Source organism: Streptomyces sp. NPDC047841, from assembly GCF_040704085.1.
Classification (GTDB): Bacteria; Actinomycetota; Actinomycetes; order Streptomycetales; family Streptomycetaceae; genus Streptomyces; species Streptomyces argyrophylli.
Map to the genome: position 1 here is coordinate 175,946 of NZ_JBEYRP010000006.1, position 22,179 is coordinate 198,124.

The following is a 22,179-nucleotide window of genomic DNA, read 5'->3' on the forward strand; positions in this document are numbered from 1 at the left end:
CGTTTCCAGGCCCTGGAGCAGGGTGTGCTCCATCCGGCGGCTGGTCGGCTGCACGGTCAGCACCTCGGAGCGGCACTCTGCCGTCGCCGCGTCCAGGGCCGCGTTGATGCGGTCCAGGCCCTCCAGCACCGAGATGGCGTGGGTGGAGGCGGTGTCCTGGGCGCTGAGCGCCATGAACGGTTCGAACGCCTCGGTGAGTTCGATCGACAGCCGCCGGCGTTCGGAGATCTCCCGCTCGATCGGATTGAGCCGCTGGGCGAGCGCGACGGACGGCGGGGTGGGGCGCAGCCAGTTCGCGTCGTCCGGATCCGGCTGGAGGAGGGCGAACTCCATGAGGCAGGGGGCGGCTTCCGTCTCCGCGCGGGCTATCCGCCCCACACGCAGTGCCTTGGCGTAAAGGCCGCTACCCTCCTCGCAAAGTTCGGTCATGGCATGGGGATGTGACGCTTTGGTCCGATTTGATGGCAAATCTCCACCCCCCAGGGTCCTGAACATGCAGGAACATGATGCACCGATCGTGTGGCCATGACGTGCCCAAATGAGACATCGTCTTGTTCGACGGGGGAAGAGGGGACCTTCAAGTGAGGACGAAGCCGAATATGCGCAACAAATTGCTTCGGTCGATGCTTGCCGTCGCCTTCTCCACCGTTGTGGCCATTGGCGCGCTGAGTGGCCTCTCCGGTGCGAAGCGTGACGCGGCGGGCGATACGACCTGGGGAGTGGCTCCCCGGACAGTCGCTGTGAGTGACGGCATCACCGGAACGGCTCATTCCGATGGTGTGGACGACACCACCTGGGGCTGACTGATGACTACTCCACCCGACGACCGGTCCTTCCGCCGCGAAATGGCCACCGCCTACCGCTCCGGATGGCACTTCATCGACCTGGTCACGGCCATCCCGCACAGTGGTGACTCGCTGATGGTCACCGTGTTCGGTGAGCCGGTCGTCGTCACGCGGGACGAGGACGGGGACGTGCGGGCCTACCGGTGCCTGCGCAAGCCGCGTGGCGCGCCGCAACCGGTGCGCTGTGCCATCCGGTACGGAATGATCTTTGTGAACCTGGACCAGCGGGACCACCGGCTGTCCGAGCCGGCGCCGTCCGACGTACGAACCATCTCGGCCACCCCCCGCAGTGCCTGACGCGATTCCCCCGTCGTAACAGATCGCTCAGGTGCTTCCCCCCGCAGCGGCGTCACCGTGACCTGAACACGGTGACGCCGCTGCAGTTTGCGGGGACATTTCCGGGTACGGGCACGCTCCACGGTGGCCGGAAACGCCCTGTGCCGGCCGCGCTCAGCCGCGCCCCAGCGCCCGTTCCACCTCGATCTCGATCACGATCCGGGACGGGTTCGGCGAGGGCGTCCGCCCGTACCGCTCGGCGTACCGCCGCTCCGCCTCCGCGACCCGCTCCGGCTCGGCCCGCACGTGCGCCCGCCCCTCCAGCGTCGCCCAGCGCCGGCCGTCCACCTGGCACACCGCCACCCGGGCCCCCGCGTCCCCGGCCGCGAGCACATGGGCCACCTTCGCGCTGGTCTTGTTGCTGATCACCCGGGCCAGCCCCGCCGGGGCGTCGTAGGTCACGCCCACCGGCACCACGTGCGGGCTGCCGTCCGGGCGCAGCGTGGTCAGGGTGCACAGATGCCGCTCGCGCCAGAAGGCGAGGTACGGCTCCTCCGGGGCAGCGGGATCCTGGGAGTACGAGGCCATGCCGTGCAACCTAACCGACACCGCCGGGACACGTGCGCGACCCGCCTTGAGTGGAATAGACTCAACTTTGTGTACGTTGACTGAGGCAGGACCGTCGGGTAGGAGGAGAACGCACACGTGGACGCCGAGCTGACCAACAGGAGCCGGGACGCGATCAACGCGGCGAGCAATCGTGCCCTCACCGAGGGGCACCCGGACCTCACCCCCGCTCACCTGCTGCTGGCTCTGCTCCAGGGGCAGGACAACGAGAACATCACCGACCTGCTCGCGGCCGTCGAGGCCGACCAGGCCGCCGTACGCTCGGGCGCGGAGCGCATCCTCGCCGGTCTGCCCAGCGTGACCGGGTCCACCGTCGCGCCGCCGCAGCCGAACCGCGAGCTGCTGGCCGTGATCGCGGACGCCACCGAGCGCGCCAAGGCGCTCGGCGACGAGTACCTGTCCACCGAGCACATGCTCATCGGCATCGCCGCGAAGGGCGGGGCCGCCGGGGACGTGCTCAAGGGGCAGGGTGCCGACGCCAGGAAACTGCAGGAGGCCTTCGAGAAGGCCAGGGGAGGACGCCGCGTGACCACCGCCGACCCGGAGGGCCAGTACAAGGCCCTGGAGAAGTTCGGCACCGACTTCACCGCCGCCGCCCGCGAGGGCCGGCTCGACCCGGTCATCGGGCGGGACCAGGAGATCCGGCGGGTCGTGCAGGTGCTGAGCCGCCGTACGAAGAACAACCCCGTCCTCATCGGTGAGCCGGGCGTCGGCAAGACCGCCGTCGTCGAGGGGCTCGCCCAGCGGATCATCAAGGGCGACGTGCCCGAGTCGCTGAAGGACAAGCGGCTGGTCGCGCTCGACCTCGGCGCGATGGTGGCCGGCGCCAAGTACCGCGGCGAGTTCGAGGAGCGCCTCAAGGCCGTCCTGTCGGAGATCAAGGAGTCCGACGGGCAGATCATCACCTTCATCGACGAGCTGCACACCGTCGTGGGCGCCGGTGCCGGCGGCGACTCCGCCATGGACGCGGGCAACATGCTCAAGCCGATGCTCGCGCGCGGTGAGCTGCGCATGATCGGCGCGACCACGCTGGACGAGTACCGCGAGCGGATCGAGAAGGACCCGGCGCTGGAGCGCCGCTTCCAGCAGGTCTTCGTCGGCGAGCCGAGCGTCGAGGACACCATCGCGATCCTGCGCGGGCTCAAGGGCCGCTACGAGGCCCACCACAAGGTGCAGATCAACGACTCCGCGCTGGTGGCCGCCGCGACCCTGTCCGACCGGTACATCACCTCCCGCTTCCTGCCGGACAAGGCCATCGACCTCGTCGACGAGGCGGCCTCCCGGCTGCGCATGGAGATCGACTCCTCGCCCGTGGAGATCGACGAGCTCCAGCGCGCCGTCGACCGGCTGCGGATGGAGGAGCTGGCCCTCAGCAAGGAGACCGACCCGGCCTCCGTCGCCCGGCTGGAGAAGCTGCGCCGCGACCTCGCCGACAGGGAGGAGGAGCTGCGCGGCCTGACCGCCCGCTGGGAGAAGGAGAAGCAGTCCCTCAACCGGGTCGGTGAGCTCAAGGAGCGCCTGGACGACCTGCGCGGGCAGGCCGAGCGCGCCCAGCGCGACGGCGACTTCGACACCGCGGCCAAGCTGCTGTACGGCGAGATCCCGCAGCTGGAGAAGGAGCTGGAGGCCGCCTCCGCCGCCGAGGAGGAGGTCGCCAAGGACACCATGGTCAAGGAGGAGGTCGGCTCCGACGACATCGCCGACGTCGTCGCCGCCTGGACCGGCATCCCCGCCGGGCGCCTGCTGGAGGGCGAGACGCAGAAGCTGCTGCGCATGGAGGAGGAGATCGGCAAGCGGCTCATCGGCCAGGGCGAGGCCGTACGGGCCGTGTCGGACGCCGTGCGCCGCTCGCGGGCCGGGATCGCCGACCCCGACCGCCCCACCGGCTCCTTCCTCTTCCTCGGTCCGACCGGTGTCGGCAAGACCGAACTCGCCAAGGCGCTCGCGGACTTCCTGTTCGACGACGAGCGGGCCATGGTCCGCATCGACATGTCCGAGTACAGCGAGAAGCACAGCGTCTCCCGGCTGGTCGGCGCGCCCCCCGGGTACGTCGGCTACGAGGAGGGCGGGCAGCTCACCGAGGCCGTGCGCCGGCGCCCGTACAGCGTGATCCTGCTGGACGAGGTGGAGAAGGCCCACCCGGAGGTCTTCGACATCCTGCTCCAGGTGCTGGACGACGGCCGGCTGACGGACGGTCAGGGCCGGACGGTCGACTTCCGCAACACCATCCTGGTCCTCACCTCCAACCTGGGCAGCCACTTCCTGATGGACCCGCTGACCACCGAGGAGCAGAAGAAGGAGCAGGTGCTGGAGGTCGTCCGGGCCTCCTTCAAGCCGGAGTTCCTCAACCGGCTGGACGACCTGGTGGTCTTCTCGGCGCTCACCAAGCCCGAGCTGGAGCGGATCGCGGGGCTCCAGATCGACCGGCTGGCCCGGCGGCTGGCCGAGCGGCAGCTCACCCTGGACGTCACGCCCGAGGCGCTGGCCTGGCTGGCCGAGGAGGGCCTGGACCCGGCCTACGGCGCCCGGCCGCTGCGCCGGCTGGTGCAGAGCGCCATCGGCGACCGGCTCGCCAAGGAGATCCTGTCCGGCGAGGTCAAGGACGGCGACACGGTCCGCGTCGACCGCTTCGGCGAGGGACTGCTGGTCGGCCCCGCGACGGGGAAGACCCTGTAAGGCCCCCACGCGGCCGCACGACGGCCCCTGCCCGGCTGCCGGCCGGGCAGGGGCCGTCGTGCCGTGCGGGCCGCCCGGACGCCGCTCAGGGCGCCGGGCGCGTCGCCGTCACCCGCCACGGTTCCGCGGGCCCCGGTTCCGCCCTGGGCTGACAGGCGGCACGGGGTTGCCATCCCCCGCCCCTCCTGGGGGAGGATGGCGGCATCCGCATGAAGGGAAAATCACGGTGAGCATCGACCCGTCCTCGATTCCGAACTTCGGGGGCCAGCCCGAACCGCAGCCCCAAGGACCGGTTGGCCCCGTCCTCCCGGATCAGGACCTGGTGAAGCAGCTTCTCGACCAGATGGAGCTGAAGTACGTCGTCGACGAGGAGGGTGACCTCGCCGCGCCGTGGGAGCAGTTCCGCACCTACTTCATGTTCAGGGGAGAGGCCGAACAGGCGATCTTCTCGGTGCGGACCTTCTACGACCGCCCCCACAAGATCGACGAGAAGCCGCAGCTGCTGGAGTCCATCGACGACTGGAACCGCCGCACCCTGTGGCCCAAGGTGTACACCCACACCCACGACGACGGCACCGTCCGCCTGATCGGCGAGGCCCAGATGCTGATCGGCACGGGCGTCGACATCAACCACTTCGTCTCCTCCACGGTCAGCTGGGTGCGGGCCGCGATCGAGTTCGACAAGTGGCTGGTCGAGCAGCTCGGCCTGGAGCAGGAGGTCAACGACTCCGAGAACCCCGAGAACCCTGAGGACAACGGGGAGTAACTGGACCCGGCCGGTCCGGGGGCCTTCCCGCCCCCGGACCGAATGCCGCGCATCCCCGGGCATCCCCCGCTCACATGCGCCGCAGCCGCTCCGCCGCCTCGCGCAGGACGTCCTCCCGCTTGCAGAAGGCGAACCGCACGAACGGCGCCCCCGCCTCCCGGTCGTCGTAGAAGACCGCGTTCGGGATGGCCACCACGCCCGCCCGCTCCGGCAGCGCGCGGCAGAAGGCGAAGCCGTCCTTCTCGCCCAGGGGCCGGATGTCGGTGGTGATGAAGTACGTCCCGGCCGGCCGGAATACCTCGAAGCCCGCCGCCGTCAGCCCCTGCGCCAGGATCTCCCGGCGCGCCAGCATGCCCCGGCGGAACTCCTCGAAGTAGGAGTCCGGCAGGGCGAGGGCCTCGGCCACCGCGTACTGGAAGGGGCCCGAGGAGACGTACGTCAGGAACTGCTTCACCGCGCGGACCGCGCTCACCAGTTCCGGCGCGGCCGTCACCCAGCCGACCTTCCAGCCGGTGAACGAGAAGGTCTTGCCGGCCGAACCGATGCTGACCGTCCGCTCGCGCATCCCGGGGAACGCGGCCAGCGGCAGGTGCTCGGCGCCGTCGAAGACCAGGTGCTCGTAGACCTCGTCGGTCACCACCAGCAGGTCCCGCTCCACCGCCAGCTCGGCGACGGCGGCCAGCTCCGCGCGCGTGAGGACGGTGCCGGTCGGGTTGTGCGGGGTGTTGACCAGCAGCAGCCGGGTGCGGTCGGTGACCGCCGCGCGCAGCTCGTCCAGGTCGAGCCGGAAGCTGCCCTCCCGCGGGCGCAGGGTGACCGGCACCCGGGCGCCGCCCGCCATCGCGATGCTCGCCGCGTACGAGTCGTAGTACGGCTCCAGCGCCACCACCTCGTCCCCCGGCTCGACCAGCGCCAGCAGCGCGGCGGCGATGGCCTCGGTCGCGCCCGCCGTGACCAGCACCTCGGTGTCGGGGTCGTAGGACAGGCCGTAGCGGCGCAGCTGGTGCGCGGCGATCGCGGTACGCAGCTCGGGGACGCCGGGGCCGGGCGGGTACTGGTTGCCGCGGCCGTCGCGCAGCGCCCGCACGGCGGCCTCCCGGATCTCCTCGGGCCCGTCGGTGTCGGGGAAGCCCTGGCCGAGGTTGATCGACCCGGTCGCCACGGCGAGCGCCGACATCTCGGCGAAGATCGTCGTCCCGAACGCGGCGAGCCGGCGGTTGAGGTGGGGGCGTGCGCTGGAGGTCATGCCGGTCATCCTCCGCCCAAGCTCTGGAGTTCCTCAACTCCGCTTTGGGGTCCGGCGCGGCCGGGCATCCCCCGGTCACCGCGGTAGGACGCGGCAACGGCGAGGCGCCCACGGGGGGCCGCTTCGGGGGAACGGAAGGAGGGTGACGCCATGACCGTCGGCATCATCCTGGCGGTGGCCGTGGTTCTGGTCATCGTGGCGGCGGCGGGCCGTAGCCGCCGCAACCGGCGCGGCGCGGTGCCGCTCGGCAAGGGCGGCCGCCGGAACCGGTCGCGCCGCGCGTCGTCGTCGGCCGCGGGCTACGCGGGCGGCGGGGGCACCAGCAGCTGGTGGGCCGGCGGCGGCGACTCCGGCTCGTCGGGCGGGCACGGGGGGCACCACGGCGGGCACGGGGGCCACGGGGGTCACTCGTGTGGGGGCCATTCGTCCTGCGGCGGGAGTTCGTCCTGCGGTGGCGGCTCGTCCTGCGGCGGGGGTTCGTCGTGCGGCGGCGGGGGCGGATGCGGCGGAGGCGGCTGACACGGGGCAGCCGAGCTTCCGGAACGGGGGCATCCGCATCCGGGCCGCACACGGCCGGGCACCGGCCGGGGGAGACCTCCCGGCGGGCGCCCGGCCGCGTCCGTTCCCCGCGCCCGGCGCACGCCGTGGTTGAACAGTTGAGCTGTGGAGCCCTCTGAGGGATGGAAACCCTACGAAGTTGGGTAAAAACGCTGTGGCGTCGCCACTGTTCATGATTCCCTCTGAAACGCCAACGCAGCCCCTCGGACGTCCCCCAGGCATCCCACCCCGGCCGGGCCGGCTGGGCTGACATGGCCGATCTCCCCCTTCTTGCGTGTTAGCGGAGCCGATCCATGCTCACGACCCTGAACACCACCTACACCGATACGCGCGCTGCCGATCTCGCCTGGGCCCTGGGACGCGAGCCGCTGCCCGCCCTGGCCACCCTCGACCTCGAACTCACCGGCGCCAAGCTGCAGTTGCGGCTGCTCGGCGCGTCCCACCAGGTGCTCCTGGAGGAAGAGCGGGGCCGCTGTTCGGAGACGGTCGCCTGCATCCCCGGCTCCAGCACCCCGCTGCCGCTGGGCGTCGCCAAGCGCGTCGGCGACTGGGAGTACGAGTTCGCCGCCCGCGTGGAGGTGCTCACCCCCGGCTCGTTCGCGGGCCGCGCCCAGGAGCTGCTGGCCCTCGTCTCCGACCACCCGCACGGCCTCGCCGGGGTCTTCCCGGGCAGCCCGCACGCCTTCACCGCGATGCTGGCCCAGCACCAGGAGGGCCAGGTGCACTGGCGCACCTGGCACGCCTACCCGCAGGACGGCCAGCTGGTGGCCACCCGGACCCGGGTCGGGGCACGGCGGCGGACGGCGGCCCGGCACTCCGCGGCGACATAAACCCCGACCGCGTCAACCGCCTCCAGATCCACACGTGTGGGTGACGAAGCGTACCCGGCGAGTGACGTAACGTCGCAGCGTGATCGAACCGCACGCCCCCGCGCCCCCGGGCGCCCCGCCCTCCTGGACAGGCCCCGCACGGCTGCCCGTCCGGCCCGGCACCGGGCGGTTCCTGGTCCTCGTGTGCGTCTTCGTCTGCGCGGCCTGCGGACTCGTGTACGAACTCGAACTGGTCGCCTTCGCCTCGTACCTGATGGGCGACTCGGTCACCCAGGCCTCCGTGGTGCTCTCCGTGATGGTGTTCGCCATGGGCATCGGCTCGCTCGGCGCCAAGCGGCTGCGCTGCCACGCGGCGGCCGGGTTCGGCGCGGTGGAGTCGGCCCTCGCGCTGGTCGGCGGGTGCAGCGCCATGGCCCTGTACGCCGTCTTCGCCTGGACCGCCGGCTGGGGCGGGATGTGGGCCGACGGCCCGCGCTGCCTCCTGGTCGCCTTCTCCCTCGCCATCGGCCTGCTCATCGGCGCCGAGGTCCCGCTGCTGATGGAGCTGATCCAGCGCATCCGCCGGCAGGACGCGGGCGGCGCGGTGGCCGACCTGTTCGCCGCGGACTACGTGGGCGCGCTGGTCGGCGGCCTCGCCTTCCCCTTCCTCCTGCTGCCGTTCCTCGGCCAGCTGACGGGCGCCCTGGTCACCGGGACGGTCAACGTCGTCGCGGGCGGCGCCCTCGTCCTCGGCCTCTTCCGCCGCGACCTCACCCGCCGCGCCCGCTGGACCCTGCTCCTCGCCGGGCTCACCGTCCTCGGCGTCCTCGCCTCCGCCGCCGCCCTCTCCGGCGACTTCGAACGGGCCGCGCGGCGCGCCGTCTACGGCACGGACGTCCGGGTGGCCGTGCGGACCGGCGTCCAGGAGGTCGTCCTCGCCGGCGGCACCCACGGCGAACCCCTTGACCTCTTCCTCGACGGCCGCCTCCCGGTCGGCGGCCGGGACCAGCACCGCTACCACGAGGCCCTGGTCCGGCCGGCCCTGACCGGTCCGCACGCACGCGTGCTGATCCTCGGCGGCGGCGACGGGCTGGCCGCCCGCGAGGTGCTGCGCCACCCCGGGGTGCGCCGTGTGGACATCGTCGAACTCGACCCCGGCCTGGTCCGGCTGGCCCGCCGCGACCCCGGTCTGACCGCCCTCAACGGGCACGCGCTCGCCGACCCGCGCGTGCGCGTGACCACGGCCGACGCGCTCACCTGGCTGCGGCGGGCGCGCGGACCGGCGTACGACGTCGTGATCAGCGACCTGCCCGGTCCCGGCATCACCGCCTCCACCAAGCTGTACTCCGAGGAGTTCTACGGCCTGGCCCGCCGCGTCCTGGCCCCGGACGGCCGCCTGGTGGTGCACGCCGGGCCCGTCACCGCCCGGCCCCGCGCCTTCTGGACCGTGGCCGCCACCCTGCGCGCCGCCGGCTTCGCCGTCTCGCCCTACCGGGTGCCGGGCCACGGCTCCGCCCTCGCGGCCGGGCCCGGCCGCTCGACGGGCGCGCTGCGGGCACCGCGCGACTGGGGGTTCCTGCTGGCGGCGCGCGGGGACGCCGCGCCCGCCCTGCGCGTGGGCGGCGGGCGCGCGGGGACCTTGACGCAGGCCGGGCTGAGGGCGGACGCGCGGGCGGCGGAACGGACGCGGGTGGCCGGGGTGCCGGTGTCGACACTGGTGCGTCCGAGGTACTGAGCGGCTTCACGGCCGGGTGAGTTCCGGCGACAACTGGGTAGGCTCCCCGGACATGAGGCACCAGGTCTTCGTCCCGGCCCCCGCCGAGCGGATCGGCGCGGCACTGGCCGACCAGGCACGCGTGGCCCGGTCGGTCCCCGGCCTGCAGCAGGACGCCGGTGCCGAACCGATCACCGGCCGGCTGAAGCTGCGGGTCGGCGGACACTCCGTCACCTACCGCGGCACGGCCCGGGTGACCGCCCGCGAGGACGGCGCGTACGCCGTCGTGGGCGATGCCACCGAGGCCCGCGGCACCGGTGCGGTCAAGCTGGCGCTGACGCTGCGCCTCGCGGACACCGAGGGCGGCTGCACGGTCACGGCCGAGGGCACGGCGGACGCGACCGGCCGGATCGCGGAACTGCCGGCCGAGACGGTGGCCGCGGCGGCGACCCGGCTGCTGAACCGCTTCCTGGAGTCGCTGGCCGCCGGTGCCGGTGCCGGCGCGGGCGACCGGCCGGAGCCCCCCGCCGCTGCCGCCCACACCTCCGTCTTCGACACCGAGGTCCCCCCGTCCGCCCTGGCGCCGGACGCGGACGAGGGCCCCGACGCCGACCTCGACGCGGACATGGACACCGGCGCGGACGCGGACACCGGCACGGACGCGGAGGCCGGCACCGGGACCGCCACCGCCTCCACCGACCGCCGCGCCGGCGACTTCGCCGACACCGGTGAGCCCCCCGCCGAGGCCGCGCACGCCCGCCGCACGATGATCGGCCGCAGCGCCGAGGAGGTCGACCACGCCCCGCCGCGCGGCCGCTACGCCCCCGTCCCGGCGCCGCAGAGCGTCACGGCGACCTCGGCACTGCGCTGGGCGGCACCGGCGGCGGCACTGGTCGTGGCGTCGGCGATCGTCGTCGGCAAGGCGCTGCGCAAACGCCGCTGAGCGCCACGCGTCCCCGAGGGCGAGGCCGGCACCGTCCTCCCCCCAGTACTGTCGTCCCGTGAGTAACGAAGACATCACGCTGACCGCAGGCGAAGCGGAAGCACGCGTCAGCCCGGCCAACGGCGGCCGTATCGGCAGCCTCAGGATCGGCTCCCTGGAACTGCTGCGGCAAGGGGAGCGCTACGGCTGCTTCCCGATGGTGCCCTGGTGCGGCCGGATCCGGGACGGCCGGTTCCTGGACGGCGGCACCGTCCGTCAGATGCCGCTCAACTCCCCGCCGCACGCCATCCACGGCACCGCCCGCGACGGCGCCTGGCGCACCGCGCGCGTCACGGAGAACGAGGCGGTGATCACCTGCGAGCTGACCGACCCCTGGCCGCACCCCGGCCGCGTCACCCAGATCGTCACGCTCGCCGAGGACGGCCTGACGCTGACGATGTCGGTGGAGACGTACGACGACTCCTTCCCGGCACAGCTCGGCTGGCACCCGTGGTTCCACCGCAACCTCGGCGGCGAGGACGTCCGACTGGACTTCAAGCCCGCCTGGCAGGAGGAGCGCGGCGCCGACCACCTGCCCACCGGCAACCGCGTCGACCCCCGGCCGGGCCCCTGGGACGACTGCTTCGGCATGCCCGGCGGCGTCGACGTCACCCTCACCTGGCCCGGGCAGCTGGAGCTGAAGGTGGCGAGCCGGGAGGAGTGGGTGGTGGTCTACGACGAGCAGGCCGAGGCCGTCTGCGTGGAGCCGCAGACCGGGCCGCCCAACGGGCTGAACACCGTTCCGCGCCTGGTCACCCCGCTGGACCCGCTGGAAGCCGTGACCACCTGGAGCTGGCGGCGGCTCTAAGCTGGTCGGCATGACGGACGTTCGCGGCGCGCTGCTGCAGCAGATCAAGGACAAGGCCGTGGTGCACGGCAAGGTGACCCTCTCCTCCGGTCTGGAGGCCGACTACTACGTCGACCTGCGCCGCATCACCCTCGACGGCGAGGCCGCGCCGCTGGTCGGCCAGGTGCTGCTGGACCTGACCGAGGACCTCGAGTTCGACGCGGTCGGCGGGCTCACCATGGGCGCCGACCCGGTCGCCGCCGCCATGCTGCACGCCGCCGCCGCGCGCGGGCGCAGGCTCGACGCGTTCGTCGTCCGCAAGGCCGCCAAGGCGCACGGGCTCCAGCGGCGCGTCGAGGGACCGGAGATCGCGGGCCGCCGCGTCCTGGTGGTGGAGGACACCTCCACCACCGGCGGTTCCCCGCTGACCGCCGTCGAGGCCGTCCGCGAGGCCGGTGCCGAGGTCGTCGCCGTCGCGACCATCGTGGACCGGGCGACCGGCGCCGCCGAGAAGATCGAGGCCGGAGCGGGCGTTCCGTACCGGTTCGCCTTCTCGAAGGATGAACTGGGTCTGGACTGACCGGGCGGTTCGGCCTGCACTTGACCGGGGCGCCGACCCAGCCCCCCGGGTCTGGAAAGATGGGGCCGACGATGACGTCGCACCCCAGGTCTAGGTCAGGGCCGTAACGCAGAACGCCAACCCGCAACACAAGGAGCGGACAGGATGCCCATCGCAACCCCCGAGGTCTACAACGAGATGCTCGACCGGGCGAAGGCAGGCAAGTTCGCCTACCCGGCCATCAACGTGACGTCCTCGCAGACCCTGAACGCGGCCCTGCGCGGCTTCGCGGAGGCGGAGAGCGACGGCATCGTCCAGATCTCGACCGGCGGGGCCGAGTTCCTCGGCGGGCAGTACAGCAAGGACATGGTGACCGGTGCCGTCGCCCTCGCCGAGTACGCGCACGTCCTCGCCGAGAAGTACCCGGTCAACATCGCCCTGCACACCGACCACTGCCCGAAGGACAAGCTCGACGGGTACGTGCGTCCGCTGATCGCGATCTCCGAGGAGCGCGTCAAGGCCGGCCGCAACCCGCTGTTCCAGTCGCACATGTGGGACGGCTCCGCCGAGACGCTCGCCGACAACCTCTCCATCGCCCAGGAGCTGCTGGAGCGCGCCCGCGCCGCCAAGATCATCCTGGAGGTGGAGATCACCCCGACCGGCGGCGAGGAGGACGGGGTCTCCCACGAGATCAACGACGAGCTGTACACCACCGTCGACGACGCGATCCGCACCGCCGAGGCCCTGGGCCTGGGCGAGAAGGGCCGCTACCTGCTGGCCGCCTCCTTCGGCAACGTGCACGGCGTGTACAAGCCGGGCAACGTCGTCCTGCGCCCGGAGCTGCTGAAGGAGCTGAGCGAGGGCGTCGCCGCCAAGTTCGGCAAGGCCGCTCCGTTCGACTTCGTCTTCCACGGCGGCTCCGGCTCCACCGAGCAGGAGATCCAGACCGCGCTGGAGAACGGCGTCGTGAAGATGAACCTCGACACGGACACCCAGTACGCCTTCACCCGTCCGGTCGCCGGCCACATGTTCCAGAACTACGACGGCGTCCTGAAGGTCGACGGCGAGGTCGGCAACAAGAAGGCCTATGACCCGCGCACCTGGGGCAAGCTGGCCGAGGCGGGCATGGCCGCGCGCGTCGTCGAGGCCACGCAGCACCTGCGCTCGGCGGGCAACAAGATCAAGTAGGCGCTACGGCGTCCCGGCGGGCCCGGCGGCTGTCCATGCCGCCGGGCCCGCTGTATACCTGGGGGCATGCCCGACGTCCGGCTCGCCTCGCCCCAGGGCAAGTGGATCCTGCTCACCACCGTCCTGGGCTCCAGCATGGCGATGCTGGACTCCACCGTCGTCAACGTCGCCCTGCCGCGCATCGGCCAGGACCTGGACGCGAGCCTCGCCGCCCTGCAGTGGACGGTCAACGCGTACATGGTCACGCTGGCCGGCCTGATCCTGCTGGGCGGCTCCCTGGGCGACCGCTACGGCCGCCGGAAGGTCTTCGTCCTCGGGGTCGTCTGGTTCGCGGCGGCCTCCCTGCTGTGCGGCCTGGCCCCCACCTCCGGGATCCTCATCGCCGCCCGCGCCCTCCAGGGCATCGGCGGGGCCCTGCTCACACCCGGCTCGCTCGCCCTGATCCAGGCGTCCTTCCACTCCGACGACCGCAGCCGGGCGGTCGGCCTGTGGTCCGGCTTCGGCGGGATCGGCGCCGCCGTCGGCCCCTTCCTCGGCGGCTGGCTGGTGACCGGCCCCGGCTGGCGCTGGGTGTTCCTCCTCAACGTGCCCTTGGCCCTGCTGTGCGCGCCGATCGCGCTGCGGCACGTACCGGAGTCCGCCGACCAGCGCGCCCACGGCCGCTTCGACGTGCTGGGCGCGGTCCTCGGGGCGCTGTCCCTCGCCCTGCTGACGTACGCGCTGATCGAGGCCCGGGGCGGCTCCCTGGCGGTCGCCCTGACCGGGGCGGCGGGCCTCGCGGCGGCGGTGGCCTTCGTGCACGTCGAGCGGCACCGGCCCGACCCGATGCTGCCGCCGGACATCTTCGCCTCGCGCCAGTTCACGGCGGTCAACCTCGTCACCCTGTGCGTGTACGCGGCCTTCGGCGGCTTCTTCTTCCTCACCGCGCTCCAGCTTCAGGTGGTGGCGGGCTACTCGCCGCTCGCCGCCGGTACGGCGCTGCTGCCCACCACGGCCCTGATGCTGCTGTTCTCCTCCCGCTCGGGCGCGCTGGCCGACCGCACGGGGCCGCGGCTGCCGCTGACGGTGGGCCCGCTGCTGTGCGCGGTGGCGATGCTGCTGATGCTGCGGGTGGGGAAGGGGGCGGACTACCTGACCGACGTGCTCCCGGCCCTGCTGGTGATGGGCGCCGGCATGGTCACCCTGGTCGCGCCCCTGACGGCCACGGTGCTCGCCTCCGTCGACACCGCCCGGGCGGGCCTGGCCAGCGGCATCAACAACGCGGCGGCGCGGGCGGCGGGACTGGTGGCGGTGGCGGCGCTGCCGCTGCTGGCGGGGATGGGGGCGGAGGCGTACCGGTCGCCCACGGCGTTCGACGCGGCGTTCGACCGGGCGATGCCGATCTGCGCGGGGGTGCTGGTGCTGGGCTCGGCGCTCGCGTTCGCCCTGGTCCGCCGGCCGGCACCGGGGTGCCCGCGGCCGGAGTGCCGGACCCACGGCAGCGTGACGGCTCCGCCGTTGGAGGCCGACCGACCGGGGTGAGGGCGGGGCTCTCTTCGGCTGTGGTCCGGTGGGGGCGCGTGGTGTCCGGCGGCCTTGGTCGTTCGGCTGCGGCCCGGTGGGGGCCGGTCGCGCAGTTCCCCGCGCCCCTTCGTTCGGCTGCGGCCCGGTGGTGGGCTGGTCGCGCAGTTCCCCGCGCCCCTCTGGGGCGCTCGCGCCGTTCTTCCGTGGCCCTTCTCGGGGGTTCGTCGGACGTGCGTCAGACTGAAGTCATGACGATTCACGAGAACCTGCTCGGCGGCCCGCCCCCCACCCACCTCCCCGACGACCCGGCGCCCCGCGAGGCCCTGGCGAGCGGTGCCGCGCCGGCGGACGTCGCCGCCAAGTACCCCGCCTCCTCCCTCGCCTGGGCCCAGCTGGCCGACGAGGCGTTCGAGCGGGGCTCGGTCGTGGAGTCGTACGCCTACGCCCGTACCGGCTACCACCGGGGCCTGGACTCCCTGCGCCGCAGCGGCTGGAAGGGCCACGGCCCGGTGCCGTGGGAGCACGAGCCGAACCGCGGCTTCCTGCGCGCCCTGCACGGCCTCGCCCGCGCCGCGCAGGCGATCGGCGAGCAGGAGGAGTACGAGCGCTGCACCCAGTTCCTGAAGGACTCCTCGCCCACGGCGGCCCAGACCCTGGGCTGACCCGCGGGTGACGAACGAGTCCGCCCTGGCCCCGCGCCGCGACGGCTGTGCCGGGGCGCGGAGGCCGGGGCCCCTGGGGTTGTCCCGGGACTTCTGGCTGCTGTGGACCGCGGCGGCGGTCTCCGGGCTCGGCGACGGGCTGGAGCTGAGCGCGTTCCCCCTGCTGGCCACGGACTGGACCCGGGACCCGGTGCTCGTCTCCGCGGCCGCCGCCGCCACGCAGGCGCCCTGGCTGTTCCTCGGGCTGCTGGTGGGCGGGCTGGTCGACCGCTGGGACCGCAGGAAGGTGCTGCTGATCGCCGACGGCTGCCGCGCCCTGCTCGTGGCGGCCCTCGCGGCGGCGGTGGCCTTCGGCGTGGGGAACATCTGGCTGCTGCTGGCCGTGCTGTTCGCCCTGGGGTCGGCGCAGATCTTCTTCGACACCTCCGTGCAGGCGGTGATCCCCGCCGTGGCCGGGACCGGCTCGCTGGTCCGGGCCAACAGCCTGCTCCAGGGCAGCTCGACCGTGCTCGTCCAGTTCGCGGGGCCGGCCGCGGGTGCCGCCCTGTTCGCGGTCGCCCGCTGGCTGCCGGCCGGCATCGACGCGGCCAGCTACCTGCTGGGGGTGGCCCTGCTGGCGGGCGTCCGGGGCCGCTTCCGTCCGGCGCGGACGCCCACGCCGGAGGGGACCGCGTCCTTGCGGCGCAGTGTCGCCGAGGGGCTGCGCTGGCTGCGCGACGACCGGGTGGTGCGGGTACTCGCCCTGGCGACGGTCCTGCTGGGCATGGGCAGCGCCGCCGCCTGGGGTGTCATGGTCCTGTTCGCGCATGACCAGTGGCACCTCGGCGGCGCCGGCTACGGGCTGCTCCTGACGGCGAGCGCCGTGGGCAGCGTCCTCGGCTCCCTGGTCGCCGCCCCGCTGGCCCGGCGGCTGTCCCACCGGCCGCTGCTGGCCGGTTCCGCCGCCGGTTCGGCGGCGGTCTTCGGCCTGCTCACGGTCTCCCGCCCGGCCGTGCTCGGCGCGGCCCTGCTGGCCGTCAACGGGCTGATGGTGGTGGTGTGGAACGTGGTCACCGTCTCCGAACGGCAGGCCCGCATCCCGGACGCGCTCATCGGCCGGGTGACCGCCGCGTACCGGGTCCTCGCCTGGGGCAGCATGCCGGCCGGCGGGCTCCTGGGCGGCGCGCTGGCCTCCGCCCTGGGGCTGCGCGCGGCCCTCGCGGCGGCGGCCCTGCTGCTCGTCCTGGCCGCCCTGCTGGTCGCCACCGCACGCGCCCCGCTCGGCGGCGGCGCCCGGCACCGGGCATGATCGGCCTTGCCGTATCGGGAGTGATTGCGGAGGATTCCGTAGTGGGGACCGGGGCCCCCGTGCCGGCATCGGCAGGGGCGGACCGCTACCCGGAGTGACACAACAGGAGACAGCGATGTCCCAACAGGCTCACCCCCCTCACGAGGCCGCTGAGCCCGAGACCCCGAATCTCGATTTCGCGGGGACGACGCCGTACGAGGACTACGTCAAGGCGGACGTCCTCACCCACCTCCAGCACACCCTCTCCGACGACCCCGGAGAGATGGTCTTCCTGGTGACCACTCAGGTCATGGAGCTGTGGTTCACGGTCATCGTGCACGAGTGGGAGACGGCCGCACGGGCCCTGCGCGCGGACGACGTGCCGGTCGCGCTCGCCGCGCTGAAGCGTTCCGTGCGCGAGCTGGAGGCCCTGAACGCCTCCTGGAAGCCGCTGGGGCAGCTGACCCCGGCGCAGTTCAACTCCTACCGCGGCGCGCTCGGCGAGGGCTCCGGTTTCCAGTCGGCGATGTACCGGCGCCTGGAGTTCCTGCTCGGTGAGAAGTCCGCGTCCATGCTCGTCCCGCACCGCGGCGCCCCGCGCGTCCACGCGGAGCTGGAGAAAGCGCTGCACGAGCCCAGCCTGTACGACGAGGTGGTACGGCTCCTCGCGCGCCGCGGCCACGCGATCCCCGACTCCGTGCTGCACCGCGACGTCTCCGCGCGCCACGAGCCCTCCGACGCCGTCGAGGCGGCCTGGACGGAGATCTACTCCGGCGACCAGAACGCCGAACTCGCCCGCCTCGGGGAGGCGTTGAGCGACGTGGCCGAACTGGTCTGGCGCTGGCGCAACGACCACCTGGTCGCCACCCGGCGCGCGATGGGCGCCAAGACCGGCACGGGCGGCTCCGCCGGTGTGGCCTGGCTGGAGAAGCGCGCGCGCAAGAACGTGTTCCCCGAGCTGTGGACGGCGAGGTCCCATGTCTGACCTGCCCCTGCTCGCGAAGGAACGGGACCAGGCCGACGAACTGGCGCCCCTGCGGGACCGTTTCGTCCTCGACTCCGCGTCCGGTGACGCGGCCGGCCCCGCGGGCGTCTACCTGGACGGCAACTCCCTCGGCGCCCTGCCCGCGCACGTCCCCGACCGGGTCGCGGACGTCGTCCGCCGGCAGTGGGGCGAACTGCGCATCCGCTCCTGGGAGGAGAGCGGCTGGTGGACGGCGCCCGAGCGGATCGGCGACCGGATCGCCCCGCTGGTCGGCGCCGCACCCGGCCAGATCGTCGTCGGCGACTCGACCAGCGTCAACGTCTTCAAGGCACTGGTCGCCGCGGTCCGCATGGCGGGCGACGGCCGCGACGAACTCCTGGTGGACGCGACGACCTTCCCCACCGACGGCTACATCGCCGAGTCGGCGGCCCGGCTCACCGGCCGTACCCTGCGCGCGGTGACCCCGGCCCAGGTGCCGGCGGCGCTGGGTGACCGCACGGCCGCCGTGCTGCTCAACCACGTCGACTACCGCACCGGCCGGCTGCACGACCTCCCGGCGCTCACCGCCGCGGTCCACGCCTGCGGAGCCGTCGCGGTCTGGGACCTGTGCCACAGCGCGGGCGCGCTGCCGGTGGGCCTGGACGAGCACGGCGTGGACCTCGCGGTCGGCTGCACCTACAAGTACCTGAACGGCGGCCCGGGTTCACCGGCGTACCTGTACGTGCGGCGGGAACTCCAGGACCGCTTCGACTCGCCGCTGCCCGGCTGGAACTCCCACGCCGAGCCGTTCGGGATGAGCCCGTCGTACGCCCCGGCGGCGGGCGCGGTGCGCGGCCGGGTCGGCACGCCGGACATCCTGTCCCTGCTGGCGCTGGAGGCCGCCCTCGACGTGTGGGACGGGGTGTCCGTCGAGGCCGTACGCGCCAAGTCCCTGGCGCTGACGGACTTCTTCCTGCGGTGTGTGGACGAGTACACCGAGCCGGGCCGGGTGGAGTGCGTGACACCGAGGCCGCACGCGGAGCGCGGCAGCCAGATCGCCCTGCGCTGCCCGGACGCGGGCGAGGTGATGAAGCGTCTGATCGCCCGGGGCGTGGTGGGCGACTTCCGCCATCCCGACGTCCTCCGCTTCGGCTTCACCCCGCTGTACGTGGGCTTCCGGGACGTGGAGCGGGCGGCACGGGTGCTGGGGGAGGAACTGGCGTAGGCCGGCGGACGCGGGGCGGGGCGGGGCTGGGCGCCCGGGACGGCACACCGGGGCACCGGTCGTCCTCCTGGGTCTTCCCGCCCCGCATCACGCCCCCGTGGCTCCGGCACCGGGCCTCCCCGGCCCCCGCGCGGGACGCGGCTCCGGCGCCGCGCTCCCTCGGCCTTCCGGTGGCTCCCGCACCACGGCTCCCGCTGCCGGCGGGCGGGCCCCGGTGGCTCCCTCAACCGGCTTCTCCGGCCACCGTGTCGGGTCTCGGCGGCCCCCGCGCCGCGCCTGTGACGGCCCGGGGGGACCGGTCGCCCTCACCGTGCGTCACATCCCCGTGTCCCCGCACGTCACCTGCCTGATACCGTCCCCGCCAACGGCCCGCTTCCCCCCTGGTCCGCCACACCCTCCCCCAGTGCCGAAAGCCTGGGAGGTACCCCATCGTCGCTGAGAGGTTGGAGCATGCCGGACGACGCCGCCGCAGCCCGCGCCGCCGCCGAAGAGGAGTCGGCCTTCTCGCACTCCCCGGTCGCCCCGGACGTCACCGCCGCGTACGGCGACCACCCCGACCAGGTGATCGACTTCCACGCTCCGCGCCCCGGCCCCGGCTCCACCGCTCCCGGCGCCCTCGCCCCGCTGGTCGTCGTCCTGCACGGCGGCGCCTGGCGCGCCCGCTACGACCGCCGCCATCTCGGCCCCTTCGCCGACTACCTGGCCCGCAGGGGCTTCGCGGTGGCCAACGTGGAGTACCGACGGGGCGGCGACGGCTCGGCCGGTGGCCCGGCCGGCCGTTGGCCCGACACCTTCGACGACGTCGCGGCGGCCCTGGACGCCCTGCCCGCCCTGGCCGGCGAGGCGCTGCCGCAGGCGGACCCGCGCCGCACGGTGCTGACCGGCCACTCGGCGGGCGGGCACCTGGCGCTGTGGGCGGCGGCCCGCCATGTCCTCCCCCCGGACGCGCCGTGGCGCACCGACGGCCCGGCCGCCCTGCGGGGCGTCGTCGCGCTCGCCCCCATCGCGGACCTCCAGGTGGCGGAGAAGCTGGAGGTCTGCGCGCACGCGTCCCTGCAACTCCTCGGCGGCCCCGACACCTTCGCCACCCGACGTCCGTACGCCGACCCGGTGCTGCTCCTGCCGACGGGCATCGCCACGACCCTCGTCCAGGGCCGCGCCGACCTGGTCGTACCGGAGCCGGTGGCCGAGTCCTACGCGGAGGCCGCGGCGAAGGCGGGCGAGATGGTGGGACTGACCCTGCTGGAGGACGTGGGCCACTTCCCGCTGATCGACCCGGCGGCGGACGCCTGCGCGGTGGTGGCGGAGGAGATCGCCCAGCTCGCCTGGTGACAGCCGGGACAGCCGAGGACTCCGCGGCAGGGACCGCAGGACCCCCGTAGTACTTGAGACGGACCCCCGAGGACCCCCCTGCGAGGGGACGACCGGGAGTCCGGCCGGCGCCTACCGTGTGGCACGTGACCGAGACGACGCACACGCAGACGACACCGCCGGGCACGGCCGGCCGGCCGCGCAGCCCCGAGTTCCGGCTGGCCGTGGACGCCCTGCGCGGGCTGCGGCAGGACCTGTTCCACGACGCCTTCGCCTACCGGCCGCTGCCCCGCACGGCGGTGGACGGCCGCCTCACCCGCCACCTGCCCGACCGGATGCGGGCCCACGCGGCCCGGACCCCGCACGCGGTGGTGGTGGCCGGCGGGCTCGTGGCGCTGCTCGTCGGCACGGTGACCACCGGCGTCGGCGGGCCGGGCCTGCTGTGCGGGCTGCTCGCCCTGGCCCCGGTGCTGCTGACCCTGGTGCGTCCGGTCGGCGCGCTCTGGCTGTCGTTCGCGGCGACGACGGTCGCCGCGGTCCTCGGCGGCGACTGGGACGGCCGGCCCTGGCCGCCGGGCAGCTTCGTCTCCCACCTGCTGGTGCTCACGATCGTGGCGGCCCGGACCCGCCCGCGCACGGCGGGCTGGATGTGGCTGCTCACCGCGGTGTACGGCTTCTGGGCCGAGACCGTCTTCGGCTACGGCAACGACTACACCGACACCGGCCCCATGCTGGTGCTGTCCGCGCTGGCCCTGCTGGTCGTCACGGTCCGGCACGTACGCCGGCAGGCCGAGCAGGAGGTGACCGCCCAGCAGTCGGTGACCGAGCACGAGCGTTCGCGCCGCACCCTGCTGGAGGAGCGCACGACGATCGCCCGGGAGCTGCACGACGTGGTCGCCCACCACATGTCGGTGGTCGCCATCCAGGCGGAGGCCGCGCCGTACCGGGTGGAGAACCCGCCGCCGGAGCTGGAGAAGGCGTTCGCCACCATCCGGGAGAACGCGGTGGCGGCGCTGACCGAGCTGCGCCGGGTCCTCGGGGTGGTCCGTGCCGAGAACTACGAGGCCCCGGACGCCCCGCAGCCCACCCTGGCCGACCTGGACGGGCTGCTGGCGAACGTGCGGGAGGCCGGTCTGGAGGTGGAGAAGGCGGTGACCGGCGCGGTGCGGGAGCTGCCGCAGGGGGTGGAGCTGTCGGCGTACCGCATCGTGCAGGAGGCGCTGAGCAACACCCTGCGGCACGCGCCCGGCGCGGGCGCCCGCGTCGAGATCGGCTACGTGCTGGGCGGCCTGGGCCTGCGGATCGTCAACGGCCCGGCCCCGGCGCCGGACCTGGTGAAGCCCTCGCCCGGGGCCGGGCACGGCATCACGGGCATGCGGGAGCGGGTGTCGATGCTGAACGGCGAGATGACGGCGGCGGCCACGGACGAGGGGGGCTACGAGGTGGCGGTGTTCCTGCCGGTGCCGGCGGCGGCCCCCGCGATCGAGGGTGGGGCATGACGATCCGGGTACTGATCGCGGACGACCAGATGATGGTCCGCGAGGGATTCTCGGTGCTGCTGAACGCGATGCCGGGCATCGAGGTCGTCGGCGAGGCGGTCAACGGCCGGGAGGCGGTGGACCGGGTCCGTGAACTGTCCCCGGACGTCGTCCTGATGGACATCCGCATGCCGGAGCTGAACGGCATCGAGGCGACCCGGGAGATCGTTGCGGCCGACGAGACGGCGAAGGTGCTGGTGCTGACCACGTTCGACCTGGACGAGTACGTGTACCAGGCACTGCGCGCGGGGGCCTCCGGCTTCCTGCTCAAGGACGCCTCGGCGCGCCAGCTGGCCGACGGGGTGCGGGTGGTCGCGGCGGGCGAGGCACTGCTGGCCCCCTCGGTCACCCGGCGCCTGATCACGGAGTTCTCCCGCCTGGCGGACACCCCCCGGCTGATGCCGGCGGCCCAGGCGGCGTACGGGGACCTGACGGAGCGCGAGACGGAGGTACTGGTCCTGATCGCGCAGGGCCTGTCGAACGCGGAGATCGCCGGGCGACTGGTGGTGGCGGAGTCGACGATCAAGACCCATGTGAGCCGGATCCTGGTGAAACTCGGCCTGCGCGACCGCACCCAGGCGGCGGTGTTCGCGTACGAGGCCCGACTGGTGACGCCGGGCTGACGGGGACGCCACGCCCGTGGACGCCGGGGTCGGGCCGCACGTCCGGCCTGGGC

General features: G+C 73.6%; 20 protein-coding genes and 1 pseudogene. 18 read left to right on the top strand and 3 right to left on the bottom strand.

From position 1 onward, the window contains the following. Nucleotides 1–495 (bottom strand): annotated as a pseudogene (locus AB0947_RS11455) (helix-turn-helix transcriptional regulator); the annotation flags it as partial. Between the two features lie 104 nt (nt 496–599). Here AB0947_RS11455 and AB0947_RS11460 point away from each other — a divergent pair. Continuing rightward, nucleotides 600–803 (top strand): hypothetical protein, encoded by a 204-nt coding sequence (locus tag AB0947_RS11460; RefSeq protein ID WP_366750118.1) that lies wholly within the window; start codon nt 600–602, stop codon nt 801–803. 3 nt (nt 804–806) lie between these two features. After that, the gene (locus tag AB0947_RS11465; protein WP_030648261.1) at nt 807–1,142 is read left to right on the top strand and encodes a hypothetical protein; all 336 of its coding nucleotides are present in this window, start codon (nt 807–809) and stop codon (nt 1,140–1,142) included. A 153-nt stretch (nt 1,143–1,295) separates the two neighbouring features. Here the strand turns inward: AB0947_RS11465 and AB0947_RS11470 are convergent, their stop codons facing one another. Next, on the bottom strand, nt 1,296–1,709 hold the full coding sequence (locus AB0947_RS11470) for a TIGR03618 family F420-dependent PPOX class oxidoreductase (RefSeq protein ID WP_366750119.1): 414 nt from the start codon (nt 1,707–1,709) through the stop codon (nt 1,296–1,298). Between the two features lie 117 nt (nt 1,710–1,826). On the opposite strand from AB0947_RS11470, the gene clpB reads away from it, so the two are divergent. Both clpB and AB0947_RS11480 read left to right on the top strand, forming a co-directional pair. After that, nucleotides 1,827–4,424 carry an ATP-dependent chaperone ClpB gene (gene clpB / locus AB0947_RS11475; protein WP_366750120.1) on the top strand — a complete coding sequence of 866 codons (2,598 nt, stop codon included), beginning with the start codon at nt 1,827–1,829 and terminating at the stop codon, nt 4,422–4,424. A 226-nt stretch (nt 4,425–4,650) separates the two neighbouring features. Continuing rightward, a complete protein-coding gene (locus AB0947_RS11480) occupies nt 4,651–5,190 on the top strand; it encodes a YbjN domain-containing protein (protein ID WP_366750121.1) in 540 nt (179 codons plus the stop codon). Between the two features lie 70 nt (nt 5,191–5,260). On the opposite strand, the gene AB0947_RS11485 is transcribed toward AB0947_RS11480, so the two are convergent. Continuing rightward, entirely contained in the window at nt 5,261–6,445 is a 1,185-nt protein-coding gene (locus tag AB0947_RS11485; protein WP_366750122.1) for a pyridoxal phosphate-dependent aminotransferase, read from the bottom strand. A gap of 842 nt (nt 6,446–7,287) precedes the next feature. On the opposite strand from AB0947_RS11485, the gene AB0947_RS11490 reads away from it, so the two are divergent. The 14 genes from AB0947_RS11490 (at nt 7,288) to AB0947_RS11555 (ending at nt 22,126) form a co-directional block, all read left to right on the top strand. After that, on the top strand, nt 7,288–7,824 hold the full coding sequence (locus tag AB0947_RS11490; protein WP_171154330.1) for a DUF2617 family protein: 537 nt from the start codon (nt 7,288–7,290) through the stop codon (nt 7,822–7,824). Nucleotides 7,825–7,903: 79 nt separating this feature from the next. Then, a complete protein-coding gene (locus AB0947_RS11495) occupies nt 7,904–9,538 on the top strand; it encodes a polyamine aminopropyltransferase (RefSeq protein WP_366750123.1) in 1,635 nt (544 codons plus the stop codon). A gap of 52 nt (nt 9,539–9,590) precedes the next feature. Further along, nucleotides 9,591–10,460: an SRPBCC family protein gene (locus AB0947_RS11500; protein WP_366750125.1), complete on the top strand. Its 870-nt coding sequence runs from the start codon at nt 9,591–9,593 to the stop codon at nt 10,458–10,460. 58 nt (nt 10,461–10,518) lie between these two features. Continuing rightward, the gene (locus AB0947_RS11505) at nt 10,519–11,307 is read left to right on the top strand and encodes an aldose 1-epimerase (RefSeq protein ID WP_366750126.1); all 789 of its coding nucleotides are present in this window, start codon (nt 10,519–10,521) and stop codon (nt 11,305–11,307) included. Between the two features lie 10 nt (nt 11,308–11,317). Then, nucleotides 11,318–11,866 carry an orotate phosphoribosyltransferase gene (gene pyrE, locus AB0947_RS11510; RefSeq protein ID WP_366750128.1) on the top strand — a complete coding sequence of 183 codons (549 nt, stop codon included), beginning with the start codon at nt 11,318–11,320 and terminating at the stop codon, nt 11,864–11,866. 144 nt (nt 11,867–12,010) lie between these two features. Then, nucleotides 12,011–13,033 carry a class II fructose-bisphosphate aldolase gene (gene fbaA, locus AB0947_RS11515; RefSeq protein WP_366750129.1) on the top strand — a complete coding sequence of 341 codons (1,023 nt, stop codon included), beginning with the start codon at nt 12,011–12,013 and terminating at the stop codon, nt 13,031–13,033. A 66-nt stretch (nt 13,034–13,099) separates the two neighbouring features. Next, complete coding sequence (locus AB0947_RS11520) at nt 13,100–14,554, top strand: MFS transporter (protein WP_366750130.1); 1,455 nt, start codon at nt 13,100–13,102, stop codon at nt 14,552–14,554. Between the two features lie 230 nt (nt 14,555–14,784). Beyond that, entirely contained in the window at nt 14,785–15,198 is a 414-nt protein-coding gene (locus AB0947_RS11525; protein WP_366750131.1) for a DUF3151 domain-containing protein, read from the top strand. Between the two features lie 7 nt (nt 15,199–15,205). Then, nucleotides 15,206–16,486, top strand: a complete 1,281-nt coding sequence (locus AB0947_RS11530) for an MFS transporter (RefSeq protein ID WP_366750132.1) — start codon at nt 15,206–15,208, stop codon at nt 16,484–16,486. 115 nt (nt 16,487–16,601) lie between these two features. After that, the gene (locus AB0947_RS11535; RefSeq protein ID WP_366750133.1) at nt 16,602–17,450 is read left to right on the top strand and encodes a tryptophan 2,3-dioxygenase family protein; all 849 of its coding nucleotides are present in this window, start codon (nt 16,602–16,604) and stop codon (nt 17,448–17,450) included. Next, nucleotides 17,443–18,654 carry a kynureninase gene (gene kynU, locus AB0947_RS11540; protein WP_366750134.1) on the top strand — a complete coding sequence of 404 codons (1,212 nt, stop codon included), beginning with the start codon at nt 17,443–17,445 and terminating at the stop codon, nt 18,652–18,654. Before AB0947_RS11535 ends, kynU begins: the two co-directional genes overlap by 8 nt. A gap of 450 nt (nt 18,655–19,104) precedes the next feature. Then, complete coding sequence (locus tag AB0947_RS11545) at nt 19,105–19,986, top strand: alpha/beta hydrolase (RefSeq protein ID WP_366750135.1); 882 nt, start codon at nt 19,105–19,107, stop codon at nt 19,984–19,986. Between the two features lie 125 nt (nt 19,987–20,111). After that, nucleotides 20,112–21,464, top strand: coding sequence for a histidine kinase (locus AB0947_RS11550; RefSeq protein WP_366750136.1), 1,353 nt, complete (start codon nt 20,112–20,114; stop codon nt 21,462–21,464). Next, nucleotides 21,461–22,126 (top strand): response regulator transcription factor, encoded by a 666-nt coding sequence (locus tag AB0947_RS11555; protein ID WP_366750137.1) that lies wholly within the window; start codon nt 21,461–21,463, stop codon nt 22,124–22,126. The genes AB0947_RS11550 and AB0947_RS11555 overlap by 4 nt, the downstream gene beginning before the upstream one ends. Nucleotides 22,127–22,179 lie beyond the last annotated feature (53 nt).